Source organism: Acinetobacter sp. CE-15, from assembly GCF_051059255.1.
GTDB classification, from domain to species: domain Bacteria; phylum Pseudomonadota; class Gammaproteobacteria; order Pseudomonadales; family Moraxellaceae; genus Acinetobacter; species Acinetobacter guillouiae.
This window is the reverse complement of the sequence record NZ_CP192737.1, coordinates 3,224,229-3,236,744: the sequence shown is the minus strand read 5'-3', so window position 1 is coordinate 3,236,744 and position 12,516 is coordinate 3,224,229. Positions and strand designations below refer to the sequence as shown.

Below are 12,516 nucleotides of genomic sequence, written 5' to 3'. Positions count from 1 at the left end.
TTAATCCGATAAATTGTTTTTTTTTAGTTTTTAATGAATGATTACAAATTCGCAACGTGAATACTCACGCGACTACAAATATTCAATTTTATGCAGTATTTAAAGAGATGATTTTATTCAATAATTTAATCAATAAAACCATCTCTTCTCGCTGCTGATTTATTTTAAAAACTTACGGCTAACCAAGAACTGTTCCGTCGCTTCAAGCAGTTTTTCTGCATAAGCTTCTTGTTTTGCGGTAAGCCAGCCTAAGGCAAACCAATCACTGGCTTCTAAGTCAGTTTGTTGTAGGTAAGATGATGATGAAGCAAGCACTTGATATTGCTCACATGCTTGTTGAGCATCATTTAAAGATTTCGCATATTTCTGCAAGTTTTTAACATCATAGATATTGGTTAGGATCGGAAAGCTAAATTTTAATTCATTTAAATGCTGAGCCAGCGCTTCTAGACTTTCAAGGTCAGATAGATCGGCTTCATTTAAACTTTCTTGTAACTGTCGATACTGATTTTGCAATGTATTTTGCGCAAACCATTTTAAGTCATGGGTTGGCGCTTTCGCAGACTGTCCTAAACTGAACATGAGTAATTCTAAATAGTGCTGCACATTTTGAGTTGATTTGACCAAATTGATAAGTTTTTCATTGGCATACAAAATATCCCGATCTAAACTTTGCGCCGTTTTCGGATTTTGCAGTAAAGCACCTAATGTGCGTTGCATATGTTCAAAATGCTGTAAGTTTTTAAAGTGACTCTCAAACGCTGAAAGTTGATGTGACCATTTATCCGTTTTGGTATCTGTCCAATCTTTAAATAGAGAAAGACTTAAATGTAAATGGTGTAGGGCAGTCTGTGCTTGAATAATATGTTCAGGCTGGGCAACCTGTGCAGAAATCGCAGCAATATTGGGCAATAAATGCTGTAATTGACTGGCAATAAGCACCCGTAAGTTTTTATCTGCAGTATCTTTTTTATTTAAAATGGTTTCTTTGCTGAGCTGTGCTGGACTGACTTTTTGATCCACAGTCAATAAGTGTCCAAATTCAGCTTTGCTACGTACATCGAGCCACAAATGATACTTTTTAACCCATTCAAAACTAAAGGCTAAAAGTGATTGAATTGAGCCACTTTTTAATTCAAATTCTACTTCATGAATTTCTTGTTTGGAGGTTTCAGTTCTGACTTCACCAATATCGAGGCTGATTTCAATTTCAGCATCTTCAAACTGAATCACACGGATGGTACGTTGGATGTCAGTTTCAAATTGTAATTGGAGTTCATCAAATTTATCCCCCAATGCATTTTTTAACACAGCAAGTGCTTCGGGTTTATTCTGGTAAATATCAATATCTAAATGTGGGGCTTCAGCAAGCTCACCTAAATCAATATTGTCTTCAAAGCGTTGTAAATGGCTTTTGGTGGCGGCTTTTAGTGTTTGTACCCAACGCGTTCCTTCTAAGCGTTGACGTAGTGCAGCGCCGTGTTGGGACATCTGACGATCAGGTGTGTCGTAGTATTTTGCTTGTAATTGAATAATTTGGGATTTTTTAGGATCTAATGCTTTGAGGAGTGCATTGCGGCGGGCTTCCGGAATTTGAAACTTTAATTCAACTTCAAGCATGTGAGGGTCCTAAGTGTTAATCATGGTTATTAGAGAGTTAAACATTCTTGAATGTTTAATCTGGCATTGTAACTTAAAATGTGTCATCAGAAGACTTGTATAGCATGCCATTTGAGTATTTTTTACCGCTATATCGTTACTAATTAAATATTTAGAATGGCAAAATTTCCTATTTCGTGACTTGTATAGTCTGGGCAATACTTGAAGTCGCAAATATAGATGAATTGTCAACAGACTTGATATTGAATTTGGCTGTTATTGCAGCATAAAATAAACTAAGCTGATTAAAAATAAAACAGGATGATTGATCATGAACGCGTATGTTGAGCCTAAATCGGAATTAGAGCAAAACCCGAAGTTTGAATTACCAATTAAAAACTATTCAGAATTTTATCGTTTTTATTTAACTGAACACCGTAGCATGATGAGTCGCCGTTTGCATGCAGCTGGAAGTAGTATCGGTATTTATTTCTTTAGCAAAGCAATTCGTCAACGTAAAGCAAAATACGTGGCCTATGGACTACTTTCTGGCTATGCATGTGCTTGGGTGGGGCATTTTGTATTTGAGAAAAATAAGCCAGCAAGCTTTAAGCAACCACTTTATAGTTTTATTTCTGACTGGCGTATGCTTTCCGATATTGTACGTGGCAATTTAAGTTTAAAAGACCGTAGTCTAGATAAAATTGAGAGCTAATCTTGCCAGTATCGTAATAAATTCAACAAAAAAGCTTAGAGATTTCTAAGCTTTTTTGTTTTTGTCACGTCTTCGCTGAGAAAACTTGCTTATAATCCATTTATTTGATTGTTTGAGAATATTGAATGCGCGGTCTTTACCTGATTACCAACGACGATCCAATCCAATTATTATTAGAAAAACTCGAAGCTGCTTTAAGCACTAAGCAAGTCGCTATTCTTCAGTATCGCCGTAAAAAAGTCGCTCAATCTGACCAAGCCAATGAAGTGAAGCAGATCAAACAACTGTGTGAAAAGTATCAGACACCATTTTTGATTAATGATGATTTAGATTTAGCTGAACAATTTAGTTTAGGTGTGCATCTTGGGCAGTCTGATGGTGAAATTTCAGATGCAGTGCAACGTTTACCACAAGGTGTCATCATTGGGCGAACTTGCTTAAACTCAATTGAGTTGGCTGAAAAAGCAATCGCTGAAGGAGCAAGCTATGTGGCTTTTGGCGCAATTTATGCAACATCGACCAAACCAGAAGCAGGTAATATTGGTCTAGCAGCATTACAGCAGGCATCTAAAAAGTTTGATTTACCTATTTGTGCCATTGGCGGCTTAACGGTTGAAAATTCTCAAGCTGTGATTGAGGCTGGTGCTGACCTTTGCGCAGTGATTAGTGATATATTAGCTCTATCAGTTGAAAATATTCCTGCCCGTGTCGCAGCTTGGGCACAGTTATTTGCAGAAACTGCAAAATCTTAATTTGTATCGTGATTTTTTATATCATTTTGAAATTTTAGTATTCTACAGGATTGAGTCGATTTATGAGCCTATCTCCAAAACAAGAGCAATTGTTTAAACAAGCCAGTAAACATATTCCAGGTGGAGTGAATTCTCCAGTACGAGCGTTTAATGGGGTGGGTGGTACGCCAGTATTTATCGAAAAAGCCAAAGGTGCTTATTTATACGATGTCGACGGCAAGCGCTATGTGGACTATGTGGGTTCTTGGGGGCCGATGATTTTAGGTCATGCGCATCCCGATATTATCCAAGCAGTACAAGAAGCAGCAGTTGATGGTTTAAGCTTTGGTGCACCGACGGTACATGAAACCACACTGGCTGATTTGATCTGTGAAATCATGCCATCAATTGAATTGGTCCGTATGACCAACTCAGGTACTGAAGCAACCATGACGGCTATTCGTTTGGCGCGTGGTTATACAGGTCGTGACATGATTGTGAAATTTGAAGGTTGCTATCACGGACATTCAGATTCTTTATTGGTTAAAGCGGGTTCAGGCATGTTGACCATGGGTGAGCCAACATCAAAGGGTGTACCTGCTGATTTTGCCAAGCATACGGTGACCTTGCCATATAATGATATTGAAGCTGTTAAAGCTTGTTTTGCGAAATATGGTCAAGAGATTGCAGGGGTGATTGTTGAACCTGTTGCTGGAAATATGAATCTGGTTAAGCCAATCAAAGGTTTCTTAGAAACGATTCGTGAGCAATGTGATCAATACAAATCAGTATTTATTATTGATGAAGTGATGACAGGTTTCCGTGTAGCACTCGGTGGTGCGCAAGCATATTATAATGTAAAACCTGATTTAACGACTTTGGGTAAAATCATTGGTGCTGGATTACCAGTCGGTGCATTTGGTGGAAAACGTGAAATCATGGAATGTATCGCGCCTTTAGGTGGGGTTTACCAAGCAGGAACTTTGTCGGGTAATCCATTGGCTATGCGAGCAGGGATCAAAATGTTTGAAACCCTTCGCCAACCTAACTTCTACACTGATTTGTCTGCAAAATTAGATCAATTATTACAGGGTCTACAAGCGGCTGCGGATGAAGCTGGAATCCCATTCTTTACTCAACAAGCTGGTGGTTTGTTCGGCCTTTACTTTACTGATCAAACCGAAATTAGTAGTTTTGACCATATTTTAAAATGCGACATTGAAGCATTCCGTAAATTCTTCCACGGGATGTTAAATCGTGGTGTAAACCTTGCTCCATCTGCATTTGAGGCAGGCTTTATTTCAGCTGCACACAGTGATGAAGATATTCAGTTTACCATTGATATGGCTAAACAAGTCTTTGCTGAAATGCAAGCTTAAGGGGATTTAAGGCCGCTTCGATTGCTTGAATAAATGAGCAGAATGGACAGTCTTTTTGAATCAAGTTTGATTTAGAATAAAAGCCTGTAGTCTAAAGGACTACAGGCTTTTTTGTGATTTTAGACATTATAATTCAGGAAGAAAATATGCAAACCAAACACTATTTAACCTTATCTGATGCAGAGTTTTTATTGAATAAAGCACATCAATATGCAATTGATCATGCTTTTAATGTCAGTATTGCCATCGTTGATGAAACGGGCAATTTATTGGCAATGAAGCGTATGGACGGCGCTTCTGCATTGACGTCGAAATTCTGTTTGGACAAAGCCAGATGCTCTGCATTAAGTCGTAGACCGTCAGGATCATATGAGACCCTTATCAAAAATGGTCAAATGGGATTTTTAACCATGCAGAGCGGCTCAGGGATGTTGGAAGGTGGTGAGCCTATTTTGTATCAAGGTCAGTTGGTTGGTGCAGTGGGTATTTCAGGAGTGAAATCATTTGAAGATGCTGAAATTGCACGACATGCAATTCAAGCCTTTCTTTCGCAGTTTAATTAAACGTCTATACTTAAAAAATTATGCGTATAGGTAAAGTCAGTAAATAAGTTTGAAGAGGTGTTTAAGTAAACACCTCTTTTATCTTGTAAAATTACAAACGATAAAATTGTTTGGCATTATGGTGGAAGATGTTTTCCAGTGCATTTCCATCATATTGCATCACGATATCACTAAACGCATCAATGATATTCACCAGACTGGTATTGACCCGATCCATTGGGAAATTAGAAGCAAACATCACCCGGTAGGTGCCAAAACTTTCCAAAGCATGCAGAATCAGTGGTGCAACTAGATCAATGATTTGCTGTTTAGAGGCCAGTTGTTTTTTCTTATAAAATTGATGACCAAGCACTGGCATAAATAGACCAGACATTTTGGTATATACATTTGGATAAGCGGATAATTCAGCAATAGCATCTTGCCATTGATAAAAAATATTTTCACGTGCTGTTTTAGACAAGCCTGTATTTTGTCCAATTTTACCAAACAAGCCTGCTGGTGTACCAAAGTGGTCTAAAACAATTGAGGTTTCTGGGAACTTTTTTGCCAGCTCAATTACATCGGGAATTTGATGAGAATACACCCAAGCATCAAAACTCAGATTATGTTGCGCGAGTTGTTCAAAGCCTTTTAAGAACTTTTTCTCGGTATACAGGTGCGGGAGATCTGTCCAATTATGCACGCCTTTATCTTCATGAAAGGCAGCCATGCGGCGTATACCGCGCAAACGTTTAGATGCTTTTTGATGTAACTTTAAAATCTTTTTGAAATTAGGATCGCACGGGTCGGCGGTAGCCACGATGCCACCAAGTTTTACGGTGTTTTCATTAAAGGGTAAGGATTCAATAAATTCTGTTTCACCCACGACAGCTTTGCCTTTCTGTTTGGCCCAACTGGCTTCAATATGCACCACTTGTTCGACTGTATATGATCCAAGATCATGTTTATAGTCTTGTGGTAAATAGGGGCGGGTGATGTGCTCAGTTAGTCCAACCGTTTCAATCAAATCTTTAGCTTTGACTAAACGCACCATTTTATCGAGTAGAAATGGGCGCTTGCCCAAAAGCTTTACCGCAAATGCTGCTGCATGTGGGGTGTTATAGGGATCCCATTGGTGAATATGTGGGTCAATGATTGGAAAATTCAAATCTTGCATATAACGTCCAAATTGTTATTTATTATCAAAATACAATACATGAATTTTATAAAAGGTGAATATGTCACTTGGTAAAATTTAAGCGGTAAAGCCATTGGAGGAATCAGTTGATTTTATTATTTTGGGATGACTGCCATAAATTGTTATAAAAAAATAGCCTCATTGAAGAGGCTATTTTATCAATGCTTTGATTGATCTAAGATGAATTAATTCAATCAGTGTTGATGATCATGGCCATCATGATCATGTTTGTGGGTATGAAAATCTTCGTTTTTACGGAAACGGAGATAATTTTCAAACTGCTCACAATACTCATCATAATTGTCTTCTAGCATCATTTGGAATTGTTGCAATATATAAGACATGACTTGTTCTTTGGCGTCACGCATTTCATCACCATCTTTAAAGGTGTTTGCAGCAACCCAGGTATTAAAACGTGCAGTAGCGAAGAGCATTGCTGAGCTGACTTGTCCACGAAGTTCTTCTGGCTTAGGTTGCTGTCCTTTCGCTGGGCGGCAAAACTCATTGGCTTGTTTGATAAACTCATCCGCACGCTCAAAAAAAACAGCATTTAAAGCTTCTTCTTCGGTGACATCAGTAGCATCGATTTTTTGAGACATGACTTTTCCACATAGCGTATTTCATTGGTGGGCTATTATAGGCAATCCAAGGGTTAAACGAAACGCTTTACTTCTTCTGTATCTGAATTTGCAAAATAGCTGTCAAAATTTTCTTGATATTCATCAAGATGATCTTCAAGCATGAGTTTAAATTGTTCTACATAATAGTCTAAGATGACTTGGCGATCCGCTTTAAAATCTGGTGCTTGATTGTAGGCACAAGCTGCATGCCAAATACTATAACGAGCATTGGCATACATAAATGAAGCACTGATCTTTCCAGGATGTGCTGTCAAATGCGAAACTTGATGATTTTGATCTGCAAATTGATTGGCGAGAGCAATAAATTCATCAGCACGCTCATAAAAGTATTCGTCAGATTCAACTTCTTCAGTTTCTTCAAAAAAATCATTATTTTCGGACATTATCATTCCTTTTCATAGACTTGTTTCATTGATATAACTATAGCATACTCAAATAGCCTAAGCTTAATAAATACTCAAGGAGTAGATAATGCAAGATGCGATTGCCATACAAAGCTTGAAAAGTGATATTGCATTATTACGCCAAAATATTTGGCCGCCTGTAGACTTGAGCAATGTTGAAGGTTTGCCAATTTATTATGGAACCCAATCTGCAGTAGAGGCCTACTATAAACAGTGGCTTGGATTGCTTGAAAGGGCACAAACCTTGTATCAACCTTTTATGCAGGATGAGGCTTTAGATGTGGCTCAATTACCCAGCCATTTAAATTTACCTTTGTTCTTTTTTCATGTAGATCGGATTCGAATTAATAAAACCCGTGCCAAAGAATCAAAAACTTTTCGTGGGATTGCTTCACTGGTTGAGAAATGTGGGCAATTTGAACCCAGCCAAATTAAAAATATGTCGCAGTGGTTAAACAGTGATGATACCGCAGCCTTGGTTGCGCATCGTGAATTTATTGATTTACGAACCTATATTTTTCAGTTTGGACAAAGTGAATATACAAGAACACGATTTTATGTGAATGGTTTAGTGCTGAGCACTGAAAAAGATTTTGAATTGGTCGATGCTCGCGATAAACCGCGCAAGCCACGTAATGATAGCTATGCTGATCCTTTAGCGGATAACAATCTCTGGAAAGTATTTGGTAAATATCGTTAGGCGGTTGTGAAATAGATGGTTGTAGATTTTGTTAAATAGGCTGTGATTTTTAACTTTGTTGTTTTTCTAGCTACAAAATGAAACGAGTAAATTATTTTAAGCACTGACTAAAAATAAGATTTAGTCAGTGCTATATAAAAGAATATCTTTTATTTTACAGCATCAATTGCAACACTTGCTGTTTTGTTAAACAGCGTACATTCTGACTTTAAGCCATTTAGATAAGCTTCTGCTAACTGCGCATTTATACTGTTTTTACCAGACTCAGCAACAGCATCTTGATAATCTCGTTCATATTGCTTAATTTGGTTTGCAAGTATGTCATATTCACCCGCAGTATAATAACTTGCTGGGTAATAGTCAGAGCCGATTTTAGCTACGGCATCAACTGATGTATTCAGTTGCATATCTCTGGATAAATCTAAGTTGAACTTTCCTAGCGCCGTTGAAATATAACCATCTTTAAAATATTTTGATGGGTCATAATTATTCAGACGATAGCCTGAATAAAAATCAGCAAAGTTTGTATTTGTTGAAGAGGAAATTGATCGTAAACACGTTGATCCAGACGGGAATGTTTTGCCTTTTAGTTTTTGCACATAATATGAAGAATAAGCGCCAACTACTGAGCTAAGTGCTATGTTTGAACCAGCATAATGCTCAAATCCATTGATGTATGGACTAATTGCTTTGCCTGTTAAGTTCACTGTTTCAAATTTTTCAGTTAATTCCAATTGGTTATAGTTACGAGATGAATAGGGTGTAAATGTCCAAACTGTCGCTGTTTTCGATTTCAACGTTGCATATTGATAGCCCAAATCAGTTTTACTTTTAGGTGCATCATAGAGCCCATCTGTTGCTAGATAATCACTTAAAAGATCTGATGAAAGGAACTGTGTTGAACCATCAACGTTATATTCACCATTGATGTACATCTGCTTATTGTTAAAGCTAAACTTTACTTTAGTAAAGAGGTTAATGTCTTGGGTTGAAGCGCCAGTTTCATACCCAAACCATTCAGATTCGTTGTTCGTTGTATAATCCCCAGCATCTGAATCACCTCCACATGCGCTTAAAAATAATGAAGAAATGATGGTAAAAGACAGTAATTTAATTTTCATGAATTATTCCAAATTATAAGATATTAAAATTTATGAGTATAAAAATTCTCGCTGTCATCATATTTAAACATTTTATTTTTTCAATGTTTTTTTGATGAAATTTTAAAATTCTGTTAATTTTTATAATTATATATTGATCGAAAGCTTAAAATGATTTTGCTGCTTTTCAATTTCATCCTTGCAAAAAAAAGTGCTTTTAATATTGAAGAGCCCAAACAAAAACGATGATAAACATCGTCATATGCAAAATTTGAATTGGAGCAAAGATCAATGCATAGCGACTGCCACCACTTAAAAATGCATTGATCGATTTCGCAATGGCATGTGCTGCTAAACCCAAAACAAAGGCGAGAGATAAGATGTGCTTACTCGGTTCTCCCTGAATGACAATTGTGGCCAAAGCGCCATGAATTTCAAATAATGAGGCCAAAAGCGTACCGGCAATTAAACCCGCATCACCCAATAAAAGATTTAGCCCATATACACCCGCCTGAATCAAGGTTAACGACGCTGCAATAATGGCTGCTTCTTTTAGACTAAACATACGACTATCTGTAAGCTGATTATTTTCAATCGGTTGTGTGTGACGCATAAACCATAAGGCAAAAATGGTCAGGATCGCGATAGCGATTAGACTGGGCAGTACAATGAGCTTGAACCATGTAATACTGACACCAATTACAATAATCATGAGTTGTATTAGAGTTGCCACGCAAGACATTAATGCTGCCCCAGCATTGGCTTTGGCATCTGCACGTCCATTTCTGACTTCTAAGCCTAAGCTGGCAATGGTAGCGGTACTGGAAACAAAACCTGAAGCAAGCGAAGACAACAGCATGGCATTTTTTGATGACAATAATCGTTTGGCAATATGTGCAAGTGCTTGTACCGCCAAGATTAAGGTGAGTAATTTTAAAATAACATAGGGGTTAAGCACAGCACCCCATAAAGCTTTGTTTGGTGTCAGTGGCAATGCAATTAATAACAATGCCAGTAAGAAAATTCCATCTTTAAATTCAGATTCTGTAATCCATTTCCCTGCAATGCCATGCATAGAACGTTTAGTCATCAACAAGACGGTGAGGATGACCGATAAACCTGCAGCAAAAGAAATATTCCAAACGCACATTCCACCGATAAAATAAGTGAGGATAAATGCAATTTCAGTGGTTACACCGGGATCATCAGTTTGATTCTTTAAAGAATAAATGACGATACCACCTGTAATGAATGCACCTGCAATGCCAAAATAGGGACCAAACAAAAAGCAAACAGCGCCAAGTAAAGCGCAGATGGCAAATGACCTTAGACCCGCAAAACTATTTTGATTTTCACGTTGCTGACTTCGTTCACGTTCAAGACCGATAAGTAGACCACAACCCAATGCAGCCGCAATGATGGTGAGGAAATCGGTATAAGAACCAAATGAAAATGGATATAGCGATATAAAATTCATAGTGCTCTCCAAATAAGACCATGAATTAATAGAATGATTTCAATGTATCGCAAAGTTTTAGAAAAATAAAAGTTTATTTTTTAGCCTTACGTTAAATACATTGTTGAATTTAGAAAATCCAAGAAATACAACAATTAATTTTGTTATAGTAGATTGAGTTTCGGGGATATAACAATGCAATTTAATTTTGAAATCGATACAGCTTGGTGTTTAGAACAATTATTAAAAGATGGTCGTATTACAGAACGTGAAAAACTATTGGTACAAACCACGCATCGACAACGCGATCAGTTGAAGTGGCATCCTTTACAATGGATAGCCAGCTTTAAGCTCGTCGATGCTAAAAATCCAGTTAAAAGACTGACATTGACCACGCTGACAGAATGGTTAGCTGAAAAAGCCGAACTCAATTCATTTACGATTGATCCGTTAAAGGCCGATGTGACTTCACTAACCAATGTCATGTCGCAAGAGTTTGCAATAAGAAATAAAATTTTAGCAGTTGAGGTCAGTGCCGATAAAATTCTGATTGGTACAGCACAGCCTTTTATGACGGATTGGGTACATAATTTAGAGCGTAGTTTAAGCCCCAAAAAAATTGAAAAAGTGGTGTTAAATCCTGAGTTATTACAACGTTATTTAACTGAGTACTATCAAGTCAGTAAAGCGGTCAGCAATTCGCAAAAATCCAGTGCCTATGATAAAGAAAATAAAGGTGTAGAAGCACTTTTACAATTGGGTGACACCCAGAATCCTGATGCCAATGATCAGCATATTGTGAAACTGGTCGATTGGGTTTTACAGTTTGCTTTTGAGCAAGGCGCAAGTGATATTCACTTAGAACCGCGTAAGGAAAAAGGCAAAATTCGTTTTCGTATCGATGGGGTACTGCATACAATTTATAATATGCCAGCCAATACCTTAACCGCGGTTATTTCACGGATTAAAATTTTAGGTCGTATGAATGTTGCAGAAAAACGTAAACCGCAGGATGGGCGTTTAAAAACACGGACACCGAAAGGACAAGAAACCGAGTTACGTCTTTCAACATTGCCGACTGCTTTTGGTGAAAAGTTGGTAATGCGTATTTTCGACCCAGAAGTTTTGGTACGAAGTTTTCAACAATTGGGTTTTGATGAACATTTATTGGCACAGTGGCATGCTTTAACGCAACATAGTCATGGCATTATTTTGGTGACTGGCCCCACAGGTTCAGGTAAAACCACCACGCTTTATTCTTCGTTAAAACAATTGGCTACCGAACAAGTGAATGTCTGTACCATTGAAGATCCGATTGAGATGTTGGAGCCAAGTTTTAACCAGATGCAGGTCAATCAAGGGATTGAGCTCGGTTTTGCCGATGGTATCCGTGCATTGATGCGTCAAGATCCAGATATTATTATGGTTGGGGAAATTCGTGACCAAGATACTGCCAACATGGCGATTCAGGCAGCATTAACAGGTCATTTAGTACTTTCAACTCTGCATACCAATGATGCACCATCAAGTTTGACACGTTTGCATGATTTAGGCGTGCAGCCTTTTTTAACCGCTGCAACGATTTTGGGAGTATTGGCTCAGCGTTTAGTGCGTAAGCTTTGTCCACATTGCAAACAAGAAACCTTTATCAATGAACAAGAGTGGAAGCATTTGACATTTGGCTATCAGACCAAAATGCCTAGTTTTGTATATAAAGCAGTTGGATGTGAGGAATGCCGTCAAACAGGTTATAAAGGTCGTGTCGGGATTTACGAGTTTATGCCGATTAGCCTTGACGCAAAGCAGAGAATTAGTGCGGGCGTGACTTTAGATGATTTAAAAATGCAGGCAAAAAAAGAGGGTATTGAACCATTAAGAATTGCTGGTGCACGGAAAGTATTGGAAGGCGTAACTACGCTGGAAGAAGTCCTTAGAGTTGTGCCTTTAAATTAATTTTGACTTAAAAGAGCAAATGAAGAAATCCTAAGATTCACCTCATGTTGGTTTGTTTTAATGCTTCTATCGAAACGATGAACCGATATGAGGATACA

At 37.8% G+C, this 12,516-nt stretch carries 12 protein-coding genes; 6 read left to right on the top strand and 6 right to left on the bottom strand.

All coding sequences use genetic code 11. The features are described 5' to 3' along the window. Nucleotides 1–159: 159 nt before the first annotated feature. Entirely contained in the window at nt 160–1,620 is a 1,461-nt protein-coding gene (locus ACQ7EO_RS14850; protein WP_336954492.1) for a CYTH domain-containing protein, read from the bottom strand. Nucleotides 1,621–1,930: 310 nt separating this feature from the next. Between ACQ7EO_RS14850 and ACQ7EO_RS14845 the strand changes: the two genes are divergently transcribed. From ACQ7EO_RS14845 to ACQ7EO_RS14830, 4 genes are all read left to right on the top strand, one after another. Continuing rightward, nucleotides 1,931–2,314 (top strand): Mpo1-like protein, encoded by a 384-nt coding sequence (locus ACQ7EO_RS14845; protein WP_434277844.1) that lies wholly within the window; start codon nt 1,931–1,933, stop codon nt 2,312–2,314. A gap of 125 nt (nt 2,315–2,439) precedes the next feature. Then, entirely contained in the window at nt 2,440–3,066 is a 627-nt protein-coding gene (gene thiE / locus ACQ7EO_RS14840; RefSeq protein WP_239046077.1) for a thiamine phosphate synthase, read from the top strand. 62 nt (nt 3,067–3,128) lie between these two features. Continuing rightward, on the top strand, nt 3,129–4,424 hold the full coding sequence (gene hemL, locus ACQ7EO_RS14835; RefSeq protein ID WP_004721899.1) for a glutamate-1-semialdehyde 2,1-aminomutase: 1,296 nt from the start codon (nt 3,129–3,131) through the stop codon (nt 4,422–4,424). A 146-nt stretch (nt 4,425–4,570) separates the two neighbouring features. Next, nucleotides 4,571–4,987 (top strand): GlcG/HbpS family heme-binding protein, encoded by a 417-nt coding sequence (locus ACQ7EO_RS14830; protein ID WP_034612206.1) that lies wholly within the window; start codon nt 4,571–4,573, stop codon nt 4,985–4,987. Nucleotides 4,988–5,078: 91 nt separating this feature from the next. Here the strand turns inward: ACQ7EO_RS14830 and ACQ7EO_RS14825 are convergent, their stop codons facing one another. From ACQ7EO_RS14825 to ACQ7EO_RS14815, 3 genes are all read right to left on the bottom strand, one after another. After that, nucleotides 5,079–6,143, bottom strand: coding sequence for an amidohydrolase family protein (locus ACQ7EO_RS14825; protein ID WP_434277843.1), 1,065 nt, complete (start codon nt 6,141–6,143; stop codon nt 5,079–5,081). 215 nt (nt 6,144–6,358) lie between these two features. After that, nucleotides 6,359–6,763: a DUF3144 domain-containing protein gene (locus ACQ7EO_RS14820; RefSeq protein WP_004820141.1), complete on the bottom strand. Its 405-nt coding sequence runs from the start codon at nt 6,761–6,763 to the stop codon at nt 6,359–6,361. 53 nt (nt 6,764–6,816) lie between these two features. Further along, a complete protein-coding gene (locus tag ACQ7EO_RS14815) occupies nt 6,817–7,188 on the bottom strand; it encodes a DUF3144 domain-containing protein (RefSeq protein ID WP_004820143.1) in 372 nt (123 codons plus the stop codon). Between the two features lie 88 nt (nt 7,189–7,276). On the opposite strand from ACQ7EO_RS14815, the gene ACQ7EO_RS14810 reads away from it, so the two are divergent. Continuing rightward, nucleotides 7,277–7,909: a hypothetical protein gene (locus ACQ7EO_RS14810; RefSeq protein ID WP_004721894.1), complete on the top strand. Its 633-nt coding sequence runs from the start codon at nt 7,277–7,279 to the stop codon at nt 7,907–7,909. Nucleotides 7,910–8,058: 149 nt separating this feature from the next. Here ACQ7EO_RS14810 and ACQ7EO_RS14805 read toward each other — a convergent pair whose 3' ends face one another. Continuing rightward, complete coding sequence (locus ACQ7EO_RS14805; protein ID WP_434277841.1) at nt 8,059–9,030, bottom strand: hypothetical protein; 972 nt, start codon at nt 9,028–9,030, stop codon at nt 8,059–8,061. A 196-nt stretch (nt 9,031–9,226) separates the two neighbouring features. Beyond that, nucleotides 9,227–10,486, bottom strand: a complete 1,260-nt coding sequence (locus tag ACQ7EO_RS14800) for an MgtC/SapB family protein (protein ID WP_434277839.1) — start codon at nt 10,484–10,486, stop codon at nt 9,227–9,229. A gap of 174 nt (nt 10,487–10,660) precedes the next feature. Between ACQ7EO_RS14800 and ACQ7EO_RS14795 the strand changes: the two genes are divergently transcribed. Beyond that, nucleotides 10,661–12,418 (top strand): GspE/PulE family protein, encoded by a 1,758-nt coding sequence (locus ACQ7EO_RS14795; RefSeq protein WP_434277838.1) that lies wholly within the window; start codon nt 10,661–10,663, stop codon nt 12,416–12,418. Nucleotides 12,419–12,516: the final 98 nt, after the last annotated feature.